This is a genomic window from Agarivorans sp. JK6 (assembly GCF_045277145.1).
GTDB lineage: Bacteria > Pseudomonadota > Gammaproteobacteria > Enterobacterales > Celerinatantimonadaceae > Agarivorans > Agarivorans albus.
In genome coordinates this window covers 906817-928226 of record NZ_CP113525.1, presented here as the reverse complement: position 1 = coordinate 928226, position 21410 = coordinate 906817, and the positions used below count along the sequence as shown (strand labels likewise).

17 protein-coding genes are annotated in these 21410 nt (G+C 45.6%); 7 read left to right on the top strand and 10 right to left on the bottom strand.

Translation table 11 applies throughout. The features are described 5' to 3' along the window. Positions 1–213: 213 nt before the first annotated feature. From gltS to OV592_RS04355, 3 genes are all read right to left on the bottom strand, one after another. Positions 214–1413 (bottom strand): sodium/glutamate symporter, encoded by a 1200-nt coding sequence (gltS, locus tag OV592_RS04365; protein ID WP_406610534.1) that lies wholly within the window; start codon positions 1411–1413, stop codon positions 214–216. An 83-nt stretch (positions 1414–1496) separates the two neighbouring features. Continuing rightward, entirely contained in the window at positions 1497–4595 is a 3099-nt protein-coding gene (locus tag OV592_RS04360) for an efflux RND transporter permease subunit (RefSeq protein ID WP_406610533.1), read from the bottom strand. Further along, positions 4596–5702, bottom strand: a complete 1107-nt coding sequence (locus OV592_RS04355) for an efflux RND transporter periplasmic adaptor subunit (protein ID WP_406610532.1) — start codon at positions 5700–5702, stop codon at positions 4596–4598. A gap of 278 nt (positions 5703–5980) precedes the next feature. Between OV592_RS04355 and OV592_RS04350 the strand changes: the two genes are divergently transcribed. Next, entirely contained in the window at positions 5981–6370 is a 390-nt protein-coding gene (locus tag OV592_RS04350; protein ID WP_016401570.1) for a hypothetical protein, read from the top strand. A 3-nt stretch (positions 6371–6373) separates the two neighbouring features. Here the strand turns inward: OV592_RS04350 and OV592_RS04345 are convergent, their stop codons facing one another. Together OV592_RS04345 and OV592_RS04340 are read right to left on the bottom strand one after the other, a co-directional pair. Beyond that, entirely contained in the window at positions 6374–7321 is a 948-nt protein-coding gene (locus OV592_RS04345) for a LysR family transcriptional regulator (protein ID WP_016401571.1), read from the bottom strand. 25 nt (positions 7322–7346) lie between these two features. Next, a complete protein-coding gene (locus OV592_RS04340) occupies positions 7347–7502 on the bottom strand; it encodes a hypothetical protein (RefSeq protein WP_406610531.1) in 156 nt (51 codons plus the stop codon). Between the two features lie 512 nt (positions 7503–8014). Here OV592_RS04340 and OV592_RS04335 point away from each other — a divergent pair. Then, complete coding sequence (locus tag OV592_RS04335; protein ID WP_406610530.1) at positions 8015–9271, top strand: hypothetical protein; 1257 nt, start codon at positions 8015–8017, stop codon at positions 9269–9271. A 32-nt stretch (positions 9272–9303) separates the two neighbouring features. On the opposite strand, the gene OV592_RS04330 is transcribed toward OV592_RS04335, so the two are convergent. The 5 genes from OV592_RS04330 to nhaR all read right to left on the bottom strand — a co-directional run bounded on the left by OV592_RS04330 (position 9304) and on the right by nhaR (position 16581). Further along, positions 9304–10347 (bottom strand): DUF2955 domain-containing protein, encoded by a 1044-nt coding sequence (locus OV592_RS04330; RefSeq protein WP_406610529.1) that lies wholly within the window; start codon positions 10345–10347, stop codon positions 9304–9306. Next, positions 10337–11431: an HlyD family secretion protein gene (locus OV592_RS04325; RefSeq protein ID WP_406610528.1), complete on the bottom strand. Its 1095-nt coding sequence runs from the start codon at positions 11429–11431 to the stop codon at positions 10337–10339. Before OV592_RS04325 ends, OV592_RS04330 begins: the two co-directional genes overlap by 11 nt. A gap of 56 nt (positions 11432–11487) precedes the next feature. Further along, positions 11488–12561 (bottom strand): AI-2E family transporter, encoded by a 1074-nt coding sequence (locus OV592_RS04320; RefSeq protein ID WP_406610527.1) that lies wholly within the window; start codon positions 12559–12561, stop codon positions 11488–11490. Between the two features lie 265 nt (positions 12562–12826). Beyond that, positions 12827–15544 carry a TIM-barrel domain-containing protein gene (locus OV592_RS04315; RefSeq protein ID WP_406610526.1) on the bottom strand — a complete coding sequence of 906 codons (2718 nt, stop codon included), beginning with the start codon at positions 15542–15544 and terminating at the stop codon, positions 12827–12829. 146 nt (positions 15545–15690) lie between these two features. Then, positions 15691–16581: a transcriptional activator NhaR gene (gene nhaR, locus OV592_RS04310; RefSeq protein ID WP_406610525.1), complete on the bottom strand. Its 891-nt coding sequence runs from the start codon at positions 16579–16581 to the stop codon at positions 15691–15693. 119 nt (positions 16582–16700) lie between these two features. On the opposite strand from nhaR, the gene OV592_RS04305 reads away from it, so the two are divergent. From OV592_RS04305 to OV592_RS04285, 5 genes are all read left to right on the top strand, one after another. After that, the gene (locus OV592_RS04305; protein ID WP_406610524.1) at positions 16701–17156 is read left to right on the top strand and encodes an HPF/RaiA family ribosome-associated protein; all 456 of its coding nucleotides are present in this window, start codon (positions 16701–16703) and stop codon (positions 17154–17156) included. Continuing rightward, positions 17153–17827: a Bax inhibitor-1/YccA family protein gene (locus tag OV592_RS04300; RefSeq protein WP_406610523.1), complete on the top strand. Its 675-nt coding sequence runs from the start codon at positions 17153–17155 to the stop codon at positions 17825–17827. The genes OV592_RS04305 and OV592_RS04300 overlap by 4 nt, the downstream gene beginning before the upstream one ends. 22 nt (positions 17828–17849) lie before the next feature. Further along, positions 17850–18542: a tellurite resistance TerB family protein gene (locus OV592_RS04295; RefSeq protein WP_406610522.1), complete on the top strand. Its 693-nt coding sequence runs from the start codon at positions 17850–17852 to the stop codon at positions 18540–18542. Positions 18543–18663: 121 nt separating this feature from the next. Further along, positions 18664–18849, top strand: a complete 186-nt coding sequence (locus OV592_RS04290; protein WP_406610521.1) for a DUF2986 domain-containing protein — start codon at positions 18664–18666, stop codon at positions 18847–18849. Between the two features lie 224 nt (positions 18850–19073). Continuing rightward, complete coding sequence (locus tag OV592_RS04285) at positions 19074–21311, top strand: endo-1,4-beta-xylanase (RefSeq protein WP_406610520.1); 2238 nt, start codon at positions 19074–19076, stop codon at positions 21309–21311. Positions 21312–21410: the final 99 nt, after the last annotated feature.

Genomic DNA, 21410 nt, shown 5'->3' with positions numbered 1-21410 from the left:
ATTAACCAAAAACTTGTTTTACCACCACAGGAAGCAGAATAACCAGAATTAGCATAATGGCAGTAAAGTTAATTTGATTCATAAACAAGCCCTTATAAACAAAAAATAGGGCCTTATTATTTAATATTTAAATATGGGTAAGAAGGGTTTAGAGAAATTCAAATTTGCATCAATAAATCAGCCTCTGTAATTAGAGGCTGATTTACTAAAAGTTTATGTAAATAGACCAATAAGGCCGTTAATGATTAGGGCATTGGCTATATCAATGAAGAAACCACACACCAAAGGAACAATAATAAAGGCTTTGTGCGCTGCGCCATGTTGTTGAGTAACCGCTGTCATATTCACAATCGCAGTAGCCGTTGAGCCCAATGTGATACCACCGAAGCCCGAGCTGATTACTGCAGCTTCATAGTCTTTACCCATCAGCTTGAACACGATAAACACAGTGAAGCTTATCGAAAGCACCAATTGTGCAAACATCACCACGCTGATAAAGCCAATAGAACTCACCAACTGCCAAAGCTGCAAGCCCATCAAGGCCATGGTTAAGAACATGCCCAAACAGATATCTGAGATAAGGCTTAAACCTTTACTGGCGTTCTCATCCATTTTCTTCTTGAGCACCAAGCTCTTAAAGTTGCCAATGGCAATACCCGCGATAAGGCAAGATACAAATAGCGGTACATTAAGCCCAGCTTCTTCTAATCCAAGGTTAATCATATAACCAAAAATCATACTGAGATTGAGGAACAACCATGCATACAGGTAACCAAAGTGGTCCAAATGAACCGACTGTTCATGATGAACACCAATATCTAGCTGATCCCCTTCAACAGCTTTTAATTGATTACGATTGATCAAATACTTGGCAATTGGACCACCAATCAAACACGCGGCAATCAAGCCAACCGTATTGCTGGCAATGCCTAACTCTGCAGCCCCCTCAATACCCATTTCTTCAAAGGTAGGCGCCCAAGCCATGGTTGTCCCTACTCCGCCAATCAATGAGATTGAGCCAGAAAGCAGGCCAACAATAGGCTCTAGGCCGAACATAGTGGCCACGCCTAAACCAATGCCGTTTTGCAGCACGATGTAGATAACCGCCAAAAGGGTTAGTACCAACAAGGGCTTGCCACCAGAGATGAGCGTTTTAAAATCGGCTTTAAGGCCAATGCCAGCAAAAAAGTACAACAGCAGGTAGTCACGTAACTCTAGGTCGAACTGCAGTTGAATATTAGCCAAGTAGTAAAGCAGCGCTACACCCGTAGCGCAGACAAAACCACCAATCACTGGCTCTGGGATGCTGTAATTACGTAACACAGCAAATTTTGCAGTGGCCCATTTACCTACAAATAACAACATAATTGCCAAAGTGAAGGTAAGAAAGCCCTCTATTTCAATAACATTCATTCTTTATTCCTTTCCTTTAACGCCGAGCATTGCTGTAAGGCGCTAAATAAGAAGGCGCACCGCAAAATGCGCCCTACTTTTGTTTATGCCTTATTTTCTAATTGTTCTACTGCTTGCTCAGCTGTCTGAACAGGGGCGGCAGAGTCAGCCTTAATACGGAATATCAAAGCATAGAACAGCGGAATCACCACCAAGGTCAGCAGTGTCGCAAATAACAAACCAAACATAATAGTGACAGCCATACTCTTGAAAAATGGGTCTACTAATAGCGGTGCTACGCCAAGGATCGTGGTACAAGCACCCAGCAATACTGGCCTTGCACGGCTTGTCGCTGCTGCGATAATCGCACTATATGGCGGCATACCTTCTCTAATCTCAACATCAGCTTGGTCTACCAGTACAATCGCGTTCTTCACCATCATGCCCACCAAGCTTAAGAAGCCCAAAGTAGCCATAAATTCGAACGGCGTCTGGAAGCTCACCAAGCCAATCGCTACACCGATGACGGCAAATGGCACAGTCATCCAAATCACCACGGCTTGGCGAATACCATTAAACATAAACACAACTGCCAATACCATGGCGGTGAAGCCATAAGGTGCAGCGGCCATTAAGGCTTCGTTACTTTCTTTGGCCTCTTTGTATTCACCATACCAAGTTAGGCTGTAGCCCGGTGGAAGTTCCATGGCTTCAATCTTGCTGCGAGTAACCTCAAAGGCTTCAGCGGTGAGCATACCTGGCGCAGGATCGGCCTGCGCCATAATGGTTGGCACGCGGTCTACCCTTTTAAGCATAGCGTCTTGCCAAACCACATTAACTTCATCAACCAACTGCGCTAGCGGAATAAACTGACCCAGGTTTTGGCTAAACACTTCGGTGTTTTCCAAGGCACGGGCATGGTTACGTTCGTCTTGAGGCGCACGCACCACGATTGGAATCAGATCGTTACCTTCACGATAAGCACCTACATTACGACCAGTCAGAGTTTGGTTAATCGCCGCATTGATTTCGCGCGACGTTAGGCCGTAACGCTGCGCCTTCTCACCAGAGAACACCGGCTGAACCACTGGCACTTGTTGGCGCCAATCGTCTTGAACGGCAATCAGTTCCGGCGTCTCATTCATCAGCACTTTGGCTTGCTCGGCTAGGCCGCGCAGCACTGCGCTATCAGGACCTTGGAAGGCTGCTTCTATTTTCTTGCCGCCACCAGGACCAAGCATAAACTTCCACACCATGATTGATGCATCTGGATTAGCCTGTTCTAGCTCAGTTTGCAGCTCTGTTACCAATTGCTCAATCACATTGTGGTCAGCAACATCAACCAATAATTGGCCATAAGCAGGGTTACCCGGCTCTGGCGAATAAGTCAGCATAAAGCGCAGACCACCACCACCAATAAAGCTGGTGATATTAGTTACGCCGTCTTTAGCTGCAACGTCTTGCTCAATGCTGTTGATGACCTTATGGGTACGAGAAATATCCGAACCCTGTGGCAAACGTACATCCACCACAAACTGCGGGCGTTGCGATTCCGGCATAAAGCCAGGAGGCACATAACCAAATACTTTAAGGCCAAGCATCAAGGCGCCGGCAATGGCAATCAACGATACCTTGCGGTTTTTTAGTACCCAGTGCAAAACACGAGTGTAAGCAGTCATTGGGCGGCTAACTTGATTAGTGTTCGCTGGCTTAACTTTTAAGTAGTCGTGACACAGCATTGGGGTAACGGTAACCGCGAACAACCAGCTGAGCAGCATTGAGTATAGGATTACCCAGAATAACGAACCGGCGTACTCACCCATGTTTGAAGGTGACAAACCAATTGCACTAAAGGCACAAATACCTACGATGGTGCCGCCCAACAGTGGCCATTTAGTTGCAGCAACAACATCAGATACCACTTGCTCACGGTCAGCATTTGGGTCTTTCTGCAAGCGGGCTAATACGCCATCGGTGACAACAATGGCGTTGTCTACCAACATACCCAAGGCAATGATCAAAGCACCGAGCGAGATACGCTGCATGGCGATGCTGTCAATCAGCATCACAATCAAGGTGCCAGCAACGGTAAGCACCAATACAAAGCCAATAATAAGGCCGGTGCGTAGACCCATAAACAGCAATAGCACCACAAATACAATCGCGACTGCGGCAATGAGGTTGTTAACGAAATCTGAAACTGAAGCGGCTACCGAATCCGACTGCAAAGAGACTTCATTTAGCTCAATACCCAGTGGGCGCTGACTGGCTAGTTCTTCAATACGCGCCTTTACTGCGTCACCCATAGTAACCACGTTACCGCCAGCCACATTAGAGATACCAAAGCCAATGGCACGCTCGCCGTTGTATTGCATCAACATGGAAACTGGCTCTTGGAAGCCACGACTTACCTTAGCCACATCGCCTAAGCGCAGAATGGTGTTGTCACTACCTAAGCCCAAGTGGATGTTGCGAATATCGTCAAAAGAGCGAATGGTAGAGCTTGGAATCACCGGAATGTGCATATCACCACTGTCGATAGCACCGGCCACGGTAATGGTGTTTTGGTTTTCTAAAACTTGATAGATTTGCTCAGCCGAGATGCCGAACTGCGCTAGGCGCTGATTAGAAATCTCAACAAAAATGGTTTCATCTTTTTCCGCCAAAGTTTGAGTACGCGCAACTCCTGGCACCAGCACTAATTCGCGACGCAGCACGTCTACGTAATCTTGCAGCTGCTTGTCGGTATAGCCTTCACCAGTAACCGCGTAGAACTGCGAGTACACATCACCAAAATCATCGTTGACGATGGGCTGCCCAGCACCTGGCGGAAGTTGTCGCTGCACATCATTAATCTTGCGGCGCACCTTATCCCAAATCTGTTGAAGCTCCGCTTCGGTTTTGGCGAACTCCATCTTCATTTCTACGGTGACTTCTGACATGCCCTGCTTCGAGGTAGAAGTAATCTCTTTTACTTCTTGCAAGCTTTGCAATGCACCTTCGATTACGTCGGTCACTTCATCACTGACTTCTTGCGCTGTAGCACCAGAGTAAGGCGTTATAATTAACGCTTGGCGAATTACAAATTCAGGATCTTCAAAGCGACCCAGTTTTTGATAGCTGATGTAGCCACCAATCAAAATCAAGGCAATGATTACCCAAACACTGGTGCGTTTAGCAAGGGTATAACGAGCAATATTCATCTACTTGGCTCCCTCTGCGTCAAGTTGCTGAGCGCGCACAGCCATACCTTCGGTCAATCCAGCTAAACCAGCTACCACCACCTGTTCGCCTTGAGTAAGATTTGCAATGATTTCCACTTGCTCAACGCTTATCCCACCCACTTCAACTTCGCGGCGCTCGAGTTGATTGTCACTATTAACCACCCAAACAAATTGCTGGCCCATGTTGTTTGGCTGCACCGCAGTAACTGGCACCATTACTGATTGAGCTTGATCTTCAAACTTATCGTTTGGAGTGACAGTCACCGCCATACCAGGGAACACTCGCTCATCGCGAATGTCATCGAAGGTCAAGGTGATGGCATAAGTGTGGGTAACAGGATCAGGCTCGGTAGCGTAGCGGCTCAATGAGAGGTCAAATACCTGGCCCGGAATTGTGCGTAAAGTAGCATATGCTTTACCGCTACCACCGCGGGTTTGCATTACACTCGCCGGTATCTGGATAACCACCTCAAGATTATCCAAGTCATGCATGGTCAGCACAGTTTGTTCAGCTTGAACCAGGTCGTAGTCTTCTGCAGTTCGGCGAGCAATTACACCATCAAAGTGAGCATATAAGTTAGTGTGCTTTAATTGACGCTGCGCTTCTTTAACCCGATTTTGTGCTACCAAGTAACTGCTTTCTATTTGATCCAACTCTGCCTTGGCAATCGCACCATTGTTGTCGAACAGTTGCTTGGCGCGAAGATACTCACGGCGGGTGTTCTCTTGGTCTATCTCAGCGCGAGACAGCGTAATTTGCGCATCGGTAGGGTCTAGAGTTGCCAGCAAGTCACCCTTAAGCACTTGGTCACCCTCATCAACGAAAAATGCAGCAATACGGCCACCAGTACGAAAGCCCATCTCTGCGCGATTGGCTGACTGCACTTCACCATAGAACTGATTCTGACTATTTAGCACAACCGTAGCCGCTGGCTCGGTAAACACTGGACGAATAAGCGTTGCGGTTTCTTCAACTGGTTCACTTCCACATCCTACTAGGAACGTAGTTGCAATTAGTGAAGTGAATAGTCGCTTACCTTTTGGCTTAGCAAACGATGTTAATGATGTGGGCTGACACAGGCGCATTACAGGGCTCCAAAGAGTAAAGTTAAACTTCCTTTCAAACGAGTTCAGCGTTTGATTAGTTATATATTCAAAATCACATAGGCTTTCCCTGCCGGTGTTCACTAAATCCATGTTTGTGAAAGTTGCTGCGAAGTTTACCCACTTTAGATAAGCGTGATACGGTTTTGAGAAATTCAGATATGCAAAAGCACTATTCAGCAAATATGAATTTCTTTAAACCATGGTTTGCCACGCTCAGTTACCCATAATCAGCACCTCTTTCAAATAGAGGAACAACCATGAAGTATCAAGTAAATCTTAATGACCGTAGTTACCATATTACAGATTCAGGGGAAGGCGTTTGTGTGCTGCTACTGGTGCACCGCAGTGCACCTGAGCAATTAAAAGAGCTAACCACATCGCTGAGCAGGCTAAATTATCGACTACTAAGCGTCGATCTCTCAGCAGCTTGGCCGCAGTCGCCAGCTCAATTAACTCAGAGTCAATTGAGCGATATCGCCAGTGATTTGCATTTACTGGCAGATATAAATTGGCTAGACGAAATTGTATTTGCTCCTTGTTTACTCGGCCCTAGCTTTTTTATCTTATTGGAGCAAAAGCTTAGAAGCCGTATTCGCCAGCTAGATAGCCGTACAAAAAAGTCCCAATTGTTACCTCAACCTGCTTAGCAACTAATCCTGCAACTCTAGAGGAGGTGTTTCTATATTTTCAAAGTAACTCAACAGTGTTTGATGCAAAGCTTGAGTTAAAGGATAGTCACGCTTTGTTTGTAGATAACCACCACACAAGGTGTAACGAGATACGGCGGCGGGCATATTTGGAGGAGGAGGATAAAATGCCACCCCGTCGTCGAGGTCTCGAAGATAAGTTGTACCGTACATAATCGCATCTGAGGTTCTGACTTTTCTCAAGATTGCCCGTATACAATGTGAGCTAAAAGTGACATTCGCCTGAAAACCCTTTGCTTCATATACCTCATCCATCGCTTCGCGTCGCGTCACTACCCCGTCGGTGACAATTCTGGCAACAGGCAAGTTACCCACGCTATCCCACTCGCTGGTTCGAGAAAGTACTGGATGATGTTTTTTTGCCACTAAACACACTTGATATTCAAGTACCGGAAATAGGTAGATTTCTTGCGGCAAAGGGAAACCTTCAAACTGAACAACTGCATCCACTTCCCCAGATAGCACCTCAAGGGTGGTTCTGTCTTGCCAATATAAAAGCTCAATACGAGCCTTGGGAAAATCTTCGCGTAATGCTTCAAACAAATCGGGGCCATGAACTTCAAGAGCTGCTAAATGTACCGCCACTCTCACACATCCATCAAACTCTAAGGGGTCAAAATCTTGAAAAGACTCCAAGACCTTCACTAGCGGATTCAGCATACTGTTAGCCGCTTCCGCTAATCTCTCAGCAAGCTCCGAAGGCTCTACCCCATGAGCTTTGCGAATAAACAGTCTATCGCCAAAAGTTTCTCTGAGTTTAGCCATACCTCGGCTGACGCTGGTTTGTGAGATGCCCAGCTTATCTGCCGCCGTGTGGGTATTGCGTGTTTCTACCACTGCACACAATAAACGGAGAAGGTTTAAATCTAAGTCATCTAGTTTATTTTTCATCGTTGATAGTTCTTCTTATGCTTCACTAAAACACATATTGCACACTCAAATAGGGGCCTTGAAAAGTGTATTTCAAGGTGACCTCATTCCAATCTACTTCCACCTGATAATAGTCATAGCTTAGATTAACTCGCCAGTGCTGGTTAGCGTGATAACGAAGCCCTGTACTAAAGTCCGTCATGTAACCACTAACTGCCTTTGAATCTAAATAAAAATCATGGTCTGAGCCGGCAAGATCCCGGTCTTCGGCATAGTTCAGGTGTAAACCAATGCTAAGTCCAAGCTCATTACGCCCTTGTTGATAATAGAAGAATCACTATTCGAAGCAAACGCACCAAACCCAATACTCAAATCACCGGCTAAGGCTGATAAGGCGAGTGATTGAAAGCTTAGAAAACTGCAATAAGTAATTGATTAGTCAACGTTGCTTAACCTCATCCATGAAACTAATACATAAGTAATTACTTCTGTTTAGCATACAGGCTTAACCAACAATTAACAGCAGCTAAGTGCTCAAGCATAAAGCTTAAGGAAAAATAGCCTTCACAATCCCTCTTAGTTAGCCAAGACCCCATCCACAAATCCGCTAATTTGAATTTCTCTAAGTCCTATTCGTTAACAACCAGCTCCTTATAATCACTCGCAAATCAGGCTCAACAGCCTTCGTTAGTTATACAACCTGAGAAAATAGCGATGACATTTAGTTCGAAACTTACCAGTAACTCACAAGCGAAGAAAACAGGCAATCGAAGCATAAAAGCTTGTTTACTGTTCGCTGCGCTCTTTACTGGGAGTTTCAATCTACTAGCAGATGAAGACAGAATTGATGTCTACGATGTGCAAGCTGTTGAGAATGTTACAGAAACGGTAGTGATCCCCATCATAGGTGCGATGGATAGCACTGGTTTGCTAGCGGGCTCAGTTGTAACGGTAACCGGAGTTGGTCAACCACAAGCACAAGTTGTTGGTTTTGGTGCTTATTCGGTTAACAACAGCTACATCAGCTACTTAGGTTATTTTAACCTTGGTTTAACAGAGCGTTGGACCATGGATATTTCTGGGCTACAGGCCGAGTTTATGGATACACAAATGTTTATTGGCGAGCGCCCTGATGATCCCATCGATGTGCCTAACGACGCTTCTTACTTACAGCGAGACTGGCTACTTACCTTTCGCTACCTACTGTCTGAAAGCCACCAACAAGCCTATAAAGCTCCGCTGCTTGGTCTACCAACAACACATGAATATACTGCGCGAACAGTGTTTGAAGTAGAACCGTTTTATCGCAGCCGAGATTTTCGTTCCGACTATGTGAGCAATGTTGAAGGTAGAACCGCTGGCGTGCAATTTACCTTAGATCATGATGCACGTAACTATGCCCCTTCACCGAACGCTGGCCATCATAGTTATGCTCGATTAATTCGTGACTGGGGCAATGCCGAGCGAGCCAGCTACACGCGTTTAGAAGCACAACAAGTAAACTACTTTGACCTTGGTAATACTTCTTGGACAAGACAACAGAGTTTATCACTTACTGCTTATATTTCTGATATACCCACTTGGGATAAGAATGATCCCAATAGCCAACCTGCTTGGTTTGCTCAATCTGTGCTTGGCGGTGGCGATCGTATGCGTGGTTATGCCGATGATTACTTTAATGACCGAAGCGCCCTATTTTATGCAGCGGAATATCGCATGATACCGAGTTGGCAGCCACAGACCAGCGCTCCATTTATCCGTAACTATAACTTCCCATGGTGGCAATTTGCGGTATTTGCAGAAATGGGAAAAGTTGAAGACCAGTTAGATATTGCAAAACTGCACCAAAACATGAATTGGAGCGCTGGCTTTGGCGCACGTATTTTCATTGAGAATATTGTTGCGCGAGCAGACCTAGGTTTTAGTAAAGATGACTCAATTTTTCGCTTTACCGTAAATCAGCCTTTTTAATTAATCAGCGGCAACAGGTTCACAATACAAGGTCAGCTATTAGGACTAACTGGCTTAAGCCAAGCCAACTTATGCACTAAGTAAAAACTGCCCACCACATACAAACCCACCATGCTTAACTGGAAGATACGCGCATAAAACTTAGTGGTTGCTAAGCCGCCATCACTGCCAATAGTACTGCCCAATATAATGATATAAGCCGATAGGCCAGCTGCTACTATCGCGCCTTTAGGATGCAGGTAAATAGCTTGGGCGATCAGCATAAAACTAAGGGTAATTAGCAGCGCCATAAAACTAAACTGCGGCGCTGCAACCAATAAATTAAATACCAGCACAGCAATTAACCCACCTACAATGTTGGTGAAAATAATTCCTATACTGGCTTTTGCGCCTTTGGTTAACTCGGGGTTTTGCGCCAAAATAGCCACAAAAATAACCACCAGCAAATCACTGAGTTTATCAAAAGCAAAGAAGTAGATAATAAGTGGCAGTATAACGATGGTGCTAACCACTGCCTGACGGCAGGCATCTTGATGTTTTAGAATCGGCGCTTGCTGCTTTTCTGCTCCTTGATGGAAGTCGTCTTTCACTGGTATCAGCCAATGCACAAAGGCCACTATCAACAAGGCCAAAACAAAGGCCAGCATAAAGTCGACAACAAAACTGGACGCTGCTGCTCTGCTAGCACTGGCCAACATCGGCAATGCGATCAGCGCCACCAACAGAAATAGAACCACTAACTCATTTAAACCAGTACTGGCTCGGTAAAATACAAAAAACAAACACCAAGCAAGAATAATAAACAGCAGCAATGGATAAGGCTGGGCAATAAGCACAACCCCAAGCCCCACCAGAAAACAGCTTAATACCGCTAGCGCTAAGGTTTTAATTAAGGCCAAATTTAGCGGTGGCTTGCCAGGCAACAACAACTGAGCGGTAAAAATAGCAGTAACAAATGACATACTCCACTCTAAACTTACCGCCAGCACCAGTACCAAGGCACTCACTAAGCTAAAGCGCAACATATGCGCTTTTAGAGGATTAGCAAGCCGCGAGCTTAAGGCCTTAGTAGACATAAGAGAACCAGCTTTTAACCCTTAAGGCCAGCTTAGCCAACGCTTTCATAATGAAGGTGCCTTCGGTATATACCGTTACATCTGCTTGTGCACCAATTCGTCGTAAGCCATGGGCAGTATCATCAGAGAATTTGATGATTACCGGAAAGCGCTGCGGATCTCGCAACCAACCAGCCGTTTGCGGAATAGTAGGTAGCGCACCTAGGTTGTTAGATTGACCATAATTAACTGCAAACCCAATTGACACCACCTCGCCTTTGAAGATTTTGCCTGGTGCAATATCTAGAGCAATTTCCACTGGGTCGCCCGCTTGAATATTGGCAATATTGTTTTCTCGCATATAGGCCTCAATCCACACCTCTTTGGTGGTGACAAAAGTCATCAGCGGTTGACCTTTATTGGCGTAATAACCAGCTTCTAGCTGTAAGTTAGTCACCCCTCCCTCAGAAGGCGCAACAATTACGGTTTTAGATAAATCTAAACGGGCTTTGCCCAACTTGGCTAAAGCCGATTGCAGCTTAGGATTTTGCTCGCCACTCACCCCAAGATTTTGTTTAGCTTGCTCCAACTCTGCGTTGGCCTTGGCTACCGAAGCTTTAGCTTTGGCCACATCGCTGCGCGCTCTATCAATATTTTGCTGCGGCACTACGTTTTGGTCTTCTACGGCAAACAAACGATTGGCGTCAGTAAGAATCGCTTGATAAGAGGTGGATGCTTCAAGTAATCGCGCTTGCGCAGCCGAAACGCCAGCGGTTCCTGCGCCAATTTCTTGCCCGGCTAACTCCAATGCAGCTTCCGCTTGAGTGACAGCCAGTACGTATTCTTCTTCGGCTACCTTGGCCAAAGGTTGGCCTTTTTCAACTAACTGGTTGTTCGTAACATTCACTTCAACCAGCTTGCCCGATACCGAGGCGGCAATCGGCACTACAAAACCAAATACTCGAGCATTGTCGGTATTGGGCGTCACTCTATCGCCCACGACATAAATAATAAAAACCAAAATACACAGGGCAAATACCAAAAACGAACTTTTACGTAAAGGGTTGCTTGGCGCAGCTTCTGAGGCTTCATTTTGTTCAGACATCGTGTTTCTCTTATTTCCGTATTTATTTTACTTAAGGCTAATTTTTGTTTTGCTACTTATTCGTTAGCATCTGCCTGCTCTTGAGAATTAAGCTCTAACCATGCTACTAACAAGCGGTAACTAACTGCTAGAACTACTGCTCCTAAGAACAACCCCACAAAGCCAGACATTAGCATTCCCCCTAAAGAACCTAACAAAATCACCAGCATGGGCACATCTACGCCGCGCCCCAGCAATAAAGGTTTGAGCACATTTTCACTAAAGCCCGCCAGTATGCTCCATACAGCAAAAATCCCTGCCACCACCGTAGACTCGTGGTTAAAGACATAAATAACCACCGGCAATACCACTAAAAAAGGCGGTAATTGGGCAATGGCTAAAATCAGTACCAATACCGACCATACAGCCGCCCCCGGTACGCCTACGGCAAAAAAGCCGATTGATAGTAAAGTAGCTTGAATAACCGCAACACCAAGCACGCCTTTTGCCACACTTTGAATAGTATTGCTGGCTAAATTGGTTAAGTAGCTACCATGCTTACCTGCCAAGGCATTTGCTAATGATTGCGCTCCCAGCACCGCTTTTTCACCGTTTGCCATAAATACTCCGGCAATAATTACCGAGAAGCAAAACATCAACAGGCCGCCGATAAGCCCACCAGCAAAACCAATCACCTTGCCGGCCACATCACCCACTTGGCTTGCATAAGTACCTAAATAGCGCTGCAAATCACTGGCAGCCAAGGACCACTGCGCATGAACTTTTTCGCCAATTAAGGGCCAAGATTTGATTGAATTTGAAGGAGGGGGAATTTCAAAGCTGCCCTGCTGAACTTGCTTACCTACAGCAGCTAAACTGTCGATTGCTGCGGTAGTCACCTTAACCCCAGGTACCAAAATTATGGCTAGAAACACCAGCACAATAATGGTGGCTGCTACACCACCTTTACCCACCACATTTTTGAGTTTTAAATACAGGGGGTTAAGCGCTACAGCCAAGATCATCGCCCAAATCACCGGGGTGATAAACGGCCGCACAATGTCGATACACCATGCGGCTAACAAAAATAGTAAACCTATTTTTATGGCGGCTTCCATTGCACCGCGCTCAAAGGTTTTTTGATTCAACATATCCATGTTCTCTAGGTTATTAAAGTGAACTGAAGTTGCTATCCTGCCACTTCAGTGATGCTAAATAGTATAGAGAATAAGCCAAGTAATTGTTTAGTTTATTAAAAACAATCTATAGATAATTTTGCTAATTTAAGCGCCTGCTTGCTGAACAGTTTGCCACTAAACTAGGATCTGTTGACCTTTGGTCTTGAAATTTCGTTCGCTTATACGCCCCTTCTGGGCAGCATCAGCAAAGATAAGCAGCCCCTAGTAACTCCTTTGTTTAAAACTGCAAGTTTTGCTCCTCTCCCACATAAACTAGGGTTTGTCGCTGAATATCAAAAGCGCTAATTAAGTGAACATTAAAAGTACGTTGTTGCAACATACCCGCAAAACTGCCGCTCCGTTTAGCAATATGTAAACAGCGTTTACTGTTATCCCATTCAAACACAATTTCGCTATAGGCCCCTTGCTCATAGCGATAACTGTCTCCCTCATCTTCATACAAGCAAAAGCGCCCATCCTCACCCACGTATACTTCAATGGTGAGTGGGTCGCTCGGTAATTCATCGTGATACTGCACCTCAGGGCCATGTGGAATAATGGCTCCGGCTTTTACCAATAAAGGCATAATGTCGATAGGCGTGCCCATCGCAATAGTTTGTCCTCCCTGATAACAGTGCTTGTTCCAATAGTTATACCAAGCAAGGCCAGCAGGTAGCACCACCTCTCGCTCAGCTGGATATAACTGCGTTTGCTGATGAGCGATGCCTGCATGGGTCCAACTTAGGCTACATTTTGACGAACCTTGCCAATGCGCATATTCAACCACCAGTTGATATTGTTGGTTTGCTTTTAAATGACAACTCGCTTTATGGTTAAGCTGCGCCTGAGTTTGCCAACTATCAATCAACAGCTTACCGTCTAAATAGAAACGCACCCCATCGTTAGCATGAATCAGCCAGTTGTACTCGCCATCGACCGGCGCGGTGAGCAGCCCTTGCCAACGCACGCTATAACCACTTAAAGGCAAACCCGCTGGCGGGCCACCTGCCCAGTTGCCATCTATGCTTTCAACCACTTGCGTAGCAACCAGCTGTTTGAATTGATCATCAGAAAAGTGTTGCTCGCTAATGCCTTGCAAGCCTTCCGTCGTGCGCAAGTGCTCTGGCGCAATCAACTGTTGCTGCAAACTTTGTTGATGGAACATAGCTTGGGTAACTGGGCACACCATCAAACTGTCGCCAAACATAAACTGGTCACTAATGTTATGCAGCTGTGCTTGCTGTCTAAAATCAAAGGCCAACAAACGCATCATGGTGCCGCCATGCTCGGTAATATTCCATGCTTGTGAATAGATATAAGGCAATAGGCGATAACGTAATTTGTTGAACTTTAACAAGGCGTCAAAGGCCCAATCTCCCGGCTCGCCAAACTGATAAATTTCGCGCGGTGTATTGGCGCCGTGAGAGCGAAATAGCGGACAAAAAGCCCCATATTGGAACCAGCGAACATACAGCTCTTTGTAGGCATCATCGTCTACACCTTCTGGGAAATTCGCACCAAAACCACTGGTAAAAAAACCACCAATGTCGGTAGTCCAATAAGGTAAACCCGCGGCACACAAGTTTAAGCCTGCTGGAATTTGCTGACGCAATACTTGCCAAGTAGCACTTATGTCTCCCGACCAACAAGCCGCGGCGTAACGTTGCTGGCCTAAATAACTGGAGCGGCTAAGAGTGAAAACACGTTTGTCTTCTGCTCCTTGCAAGATTTGCTGGCGCTGCGCTTCATAAACCCCACGCGTGGTCATCAAAGAATAACCATTTAGCACCTGCTTCCAAGAGCCCAACTCGGTATCACGTTGCTGATGGCAAAACTCCACGCCATCTTTTGGATTTTGGGTCGAGATAAACTCAGGCTCGGTGCCATCCATCCACAACGCATCGACTCCCAGATCCATTAAACCGGCTTTTAGGTGTTGCCAATAAATATCACGTGCGCCTTGGCTATAAGCATCGTAAATATGGCCATCGGCCCAATGTTCGGTTTCGAATAAATAGCCATTTTCTAACAAGGCCTTAAACACTGGGCTGCCCTTGCCAACAATTGGCCAAATCGACACCATGAGTTTGAAGTGCATATCATGAAGTTGCGTAATGGTAGCGGCTGCATCGCCAAACACTTGCTCGTCAAACTGCATCGCGCTCCAGCCCAAATCTCCCCAGTATTTCCAATCTTGTACGATGTTATCGATGGGAATTTTTTTATCGCGATAATTTTTAGCTGTGGCAACTAGCTCGGCGGCATTTACGTAACGCTCTTTGCTTTGCCAGTAACCATAAGCCCAACGGCCAAACAGCGGCGCAGCGCCAGTAAGCTTTCGATAATGCTGAATAATTTGATCAAACTCGGGACCATAAACAACGTAAAACTCTATGCACTCTCCAGCGGCTGAGCTAAAGCTAAAGCCCTCTCCTTGGCTAGTAAACTGGGTAAAAGCTAGTTGGTTCCATAGCACTGCATAACCTTTGGTAGATAGTAGCAAAGGGGCTGCTATACCTTTATTAGATTGGCAAATCTCGCGGCGTTGATCTTGGTAATTAAAGATCCCATCAGGATATTGGCCTAAGCCATAAAAAGCTTGTTCACCAGAGCTAACAAAGTGCTGACTGAGCGCGCTATCATCACCTTGTTGCTTAAAAGCAGTTTGCGCTACGCGCAGCAGCTCACCTTCGGCAGTGCTAATGCTCAAGCCGTTTTCGCTAAACGCTATCTTCAAGTGCTCGCTGCGCATTTGCTCGGCAGAGCTATACAGCGGGTCAACCGTTAATTGCGGCAACACCACCAACTCACTCAGCATTTGCTGCTTGCTTAAACTCTCAGTATCAGGGGCAATCTTCACTCTAAGCGTATTTGAGTTAAGCAAGCTCAGTTCGGCAAGCCCGTTACTTGGTTTGCCATCTTGAAGAATAGAGAAGGGAAATACTTGGCGCGACATACAATAAACCTAAGGCATACAGAGATATGCTTAAGTGTAAATCACCCAGTAACATTTAGCGGTTTAGTAAAGCAGCAAACAAACTCAAATTAATCAATTTGGAGCACATAGCACAAAAGCGTTCTAAGTTGGCTTAGCTCGAAATACTACGCTAACCATTCGCGCGCCGACTCGGTAATGGCCACTACCGCTGGATTGGCAATTCTGCGCTCGGCAGTAATCGCAAAAAACTGCTCTCGTACATCTTGAGTGCTGCCAATTAATTCCACCCCATATTGATTCACCACTTCATCGGCAATGGCGGTCGGCACAATAAACGCCCCCACGCCAGCTTGGCCAAAGGTTTTCATCAATGCGCTGTCATCAAACTCACCCATAATTTGCGGGTGAATGTTTTGTTTATCAAACCATTGCAATAATCGTACATGCATAAGGTTTATTTCACTTGGAATCAGCAATGGCGAGCCATCTAAGCAGGCCGGAAAGTTAGCTTGCAGTGACTTAGCAATGCTTGGGCTGGCTACAAAACTTACCCCACTTTCCCCTAAAGCATGATTAAAACCACGCACGCCTAAACCAGGAGGCACTGGTCCATCCGCCAACACTAAATCCAAACGGTTTAGGGCTAGCTCTGCCAACAAACTCTCTAGGGTGTTTTCTTTGCACAACATGCGTAAAGGCCCACCCATGTTATAGGCCGGCTCTAACAGACGGTATGCAATGGTTTTGGGAACCACTTCGGCGATGCCCACTTTTAGCAACTGCGGACGTTCTGCTGACCCTTGCCTTAGGGTATCTTCGAGTTCATCACCTAAAGTGAATATTTCGTCGGCGTAACTAAGAGCCAAACGGCCAGTTTCGGTTAGTTCTAAATTTCGACCCACTTTGCTAAATAATGCGCTGCCAAAATGCTGCTCTAACAAGCTTATCTGGCCGCTAATAGTTTGTGGCGTGATATGCAGCAATTCACTGGCTCGAGCAATACCGCCTTGCTTGGCAGCCACCCAAAAATAATGCAGATGTTTATAATTTATCACAGCAAACACTTCGTATTTTTCGAGCTATAAGGAAAGTATATTCGAGTATACCTAAGTATAAAAGCCCATTAAGGTAGTGACTCGTGATTCAAAGTATTGATTCAGCTTAGGAGCAGACCATGCCAGGTAGTATGAAAATTGATATGCATTCACAACACTTTCCACTGAATGAACCACTGCAAGCCTACATCAAAAGACGGATTAACTTTGCACTTGGGTCGCAGTACAACAACATTATGCGCATTGCGGTCAAGCTGTCAGATAGCAAAGAGAGCAGCGGGGCAAACGGCAAGCGCTGCCAAATTTTGGTTAAGTTAGCTGGCCAAGCCGATGTGGTGATAGAAGACATTCAAGCTCAAATATATGTTGCTATAGACCGCGCAGCTAGCCGGGCTAGTCGCTCGGTAACTCGGCGTATAGCACGGGTGCGCAATAAGGCTCTACGGGCTCCCGACATTAGTGTTGCCGACTATTACAGCTTGAGCGATGAAGACGATAACGATCCACTAAATAGCGAATTTGTAGAGTTCACCGAATACCCAACAAACACTGCTGAGGAAGGAGTGACAAGATGAACAATCACCCTATTAGCAATACCTCTAACCACGTTAACGAGAACGTATTAGCCACCAATAAAGTTATTCGCAATACTTATGCCTTGCTCTCTATGACGCTTATGTTTAGTGGTGCTAGCGCGGCATTTTCCATGGCAATGAACCTGCCCCACCCCGGTATCATTATCACTTTGGTGGGCTACTTCGGCTTGCTATTTGCCACCATGAAACTGCGCAATAGTGCTTGGGGCATAGTTTGCATTTTTGCCCTAACTGGCTTTATGGGCTTAACCCTTGGGCCGATCCTTACCGCTTACTTAAGCCTGCCAAATGGCGGCCTGATTGTTAGCCAAGCCATGGTAGCTACCGCAGTGATCTTCCTGTCGCTATCTGCTTATGCCATTACCAGTAAAAAAGACTTTAGCTTTATGGGCGGCTTTTTAATGGTGGGCATTATTGTGGCTTTCCTTGCCGGTTTAGGCGCAATTTTCTTTGCCATTCCGGCGCTATCCTTAGGTGTATCGGCCATGTTCGTTCTGTTGATGTCGGGACTAATTTTGTATGAAACCAGCAACATCATTCATGGCGGAGAAACCAACTACATTATGGCTACAACCTCGTTGTTTGTTGCCATCTTCAATTTGTTCACTAGCTTGCTGCATATTCTTGGTTTTCTTAACGGAGAAGACTAGCTAAGCAAGAGGAGAAACTAGCATGATTAACAATTTACTTAACCAGTTTTTAGGTGCTTCTGGCGATGCTCCCAAAACCGCACAGCAAGGTGGTGGAGTATTGGGGGCAATTCCGGGTGGATTAGCCGGAGGCGCTGCAGCGGGTGGCTTAATGGCCTTATTAGTAAGTAACAAATCTGCACGAAAGTTTGCTGGCAAAGCGGCAACCTATGGCGGTGCAGCGGTACTGGGCGGCTTAGCTTATAGCGCTTTTAGTAACTGGAAAAAGCAATCTAGCTCTTCGCAAAACCACCATACTAGCCAAAAATTAGAGCAAATTGATCAATCCAGCTTTACCAGTACCGCCAATAACAACGATTTTCAACTCACGATACTTAAAGCGATGATCGCATCTGCCAAGGCAGACGGGCACATTGACGAGCAAGAACAACAACGAATTTTTGAAGCGCTAGAGCAAATGGCGCTTAGCGAGCAAGTAAAATCAACCTTATATCAACTAATGCGCCAGCCCATTTCCATTGGCGAGTTGGCCAGTGAAGTAGAAACCATCGAGCAAAAATCTGAGCTCTATTTGGCCTCTTGCTTTGCTATCAACTTAGACAACGCTGCTGAACAAGCGCACTTAGATGGCCTAGCCTACGCACTGCGCCTGCCCTTCGATTTAGCCGAGCAGCTTCAAAAACAAGCCCATCAAGCCATACATGAGGCAGCCTAAGCATTCAATTTAGCAAACCGGCATGGATGCTGGTGCTAACTTATTCCTCAGGCATAAGCTAAAGAACTTATTGCTACAATTTGTTAAACTTGCGCCATTCATTTAGTACAGGCACAAACTCGTGAACCGCAAAAAGAAAATCAACGAAACGCTGAAGAAAAAAGCTAAAAAAGCCAACTCTAAAAAGCAAAATAGCAACAAACCGCGCTATGTTTCAAAAGCTGAGCGCGCCGCTTTAGAAGCTGAGCAAGCAAACAATGAACAGGCTGCAACTCCCCTCTCAGAAGAAAACAACGCCAAGCCTTAGTTCAATCTAAATATCGTTACTAAACAAGCAAATAGTGATGACAGCGTGGAACAAACATTAGCAAGTTTCATCTGCAACTGAGAAATTCATTAATTATCATACAAGCATGAGAGAGCTCACATTAGTGATTTTTCGCAACGAATTTATCAAGTTTCGCAGTGCTCCCTAGATAAAAGGAGGGCTAAGGTAGCCTTAAGCTAAGAACGGTTTAAGGAGTGAGAAACATGCGCCAGCATGCGATTAAGACAGGAATTTTTAAAGTGGCGGCGCTTGCTGCTGCAATTTGCAGCTTACAAGTAAACGCTGCTCCGTTAAGAGATGTAGTAAAAGGTCAAGAAACCTTCATCGGTGCGGCCTTAGAAACACGCCACCTTCAAGATAAGCAATTCGCCGAGACACTGGCTCGTGAATTCAATCAACTTACCCCAGAAAACGAAATGAAGTGGAGCTACTTGCAGCCAGAGCGTGGCAAGTTCACCTTCGATAAAGCTGACAAGCTGGTAGATTTCGCTCAAAAGAATAACATGATGGTTCGTGGCCACGCCTTGGTATGGCACATTCAAAACCCTGATTGGTTAGACAATGGCGATTTCTCTAAAGAAGAAATGCTAAAAATCATGGAAGAGCACATTACTGCTGTAGTAAGTCACTACAAGGGTAAAGTGAAATACTGGGACGTAGTAAACGAGGCCTTAGATGATAACGGCGGCTGGCGTCCAACAATATGGTACAAAGCGCTAGGTGAAGACTATATTGCCAAAGCCTTTGAGTTTGCCCATAAAGCAGACCCTGATGCGATTTTGGTTTACAACGATTACTCTACCGAAGGTAAAACACCAAAAGCGAACGCAGCTTACCGCTTAGTGAAAAAACTGAAAGAGCAAGGTGTGCCTATTCACGGTATTGGAACTCAAGCCCACTTGGTAGTTGGCGTACAACCTCGGGTTGCCGACATTGCTGCCAACATTGAGCGAATTCAAGAGCTTGGTTTAGAGTTCCACTTCACCGAAATTGATATTCGTATGCAAGATCCCGCTACTGACCGGATGTTGCAGCAACAAGCCAACATGTATGAAGACTTAGCCAAGCTAACAGCTTACTACGATGAAGTTAACTTCTTCACTACTTGGGGTATTAGCGATAAATACAGCTGGATCCCGCATTGGTTTAAAGGTTACGACCACGGCTTAATGTTTGATAAGCAATACAAAGAGAAACCAGCTTACACAGCGGTAAATAAAGTATTTGCCGATAAAGCCGCCGGTAAATTTGATTGGGAGCCACCAGCGCCATTAGCTGATACCGGACGCCGCTTCGAAGCCTTTATTAGTAATGAAGCGAAACAAGCAATGCCACTAGACGGTGACATTGCCAAGTGGAATGACGCGGTATTCTACCCCTTTGCCTATAACCAATTAGGTGGTAAAGATTTAACCTTACCAGCAGAGAGCAACATCTCGGGTCGCTTTGCCTTACTTTATGATGACAACACCCTTTATGGGCGTGTAGAACGTAGAGACGACAAAACTGTTACCGGTAACAAAGCGCAGGTTTGGGAAAATGACTCTGTAGAGGTATTCCTAGGTTTTGGTGAAGAGTTTGCACAAATTCGTGCGTTAGTTGGTGAAGAGTTTGCCCCAACAGCATTCGAAGCAGATATTAAAAACTACTGGAATGAAGATGGCACCGTAATGGAGTTCTCTATTACGCCAAAACAAACTGACACCCTATCTGGCACGACCTTAGGCTTTAACATTGCCTTAGCCGATAACGATGCTGGCCCAGAAGCTGGTCGTCACGCGCAGCTTTACCCGGTGCCTGGTACTAACAACGGCTGGCAAGGTCATGATTTTGGTGAAGTATTCTTTACTGCTCAAAACACTGAAATTAGCGATAAATTGAAAGGCCAAGTAGTTAGCTTTAAAGCCGAGCCAATTGAAGGCTTTGACGCCACTAGCGCTTTTGACCTATCAAAATGGGAAAATGTTTACCACTACCCGTTTGCCTTTAACCAGTTAAATACCCAAGACCAAACGCCGCCAAGCCAAGATATTATTCATGGTAGCTGGCGCGTAGCTTACTCTGGTAACACCTTGCATGGTGTTGTTCACCGCCATGACAACAAAACGGTGACCAGTGGCGATGATTGGCAAACCGACAACATTGAAATTTTCATTAAAGTTGGTGAAGAATTTGTGCAACTGCGCAGCATCGTGGGCCAAGATTTCCAAAAGAACACCTTCCCTGGTAAGCGTGTTGCCAAATGGAATGAAGATGGCACTATCATGCAATTCTCTATTGAACTGCCGGTAGACAGCTTAGCGGGTAAAACAATTGACTGGAACATTGCCCTAGCAGACAACGACGATGGACAGTCTCGTAGTTCGCAGCTGTATCCAGTTCCTGGTAACAATACTGCCTACCTAGGTGAGCAACTAACAATTCTAGAATTTGTTAAATAGCTAAGCTCTCCTGCAAAAAGCCTCGCACTCGCGAGGCTTTTTTTTAAGCAAATCTTGCAAGCTAGCCCTAGCTTGATTTATCAACAAACTAAAGCTTAC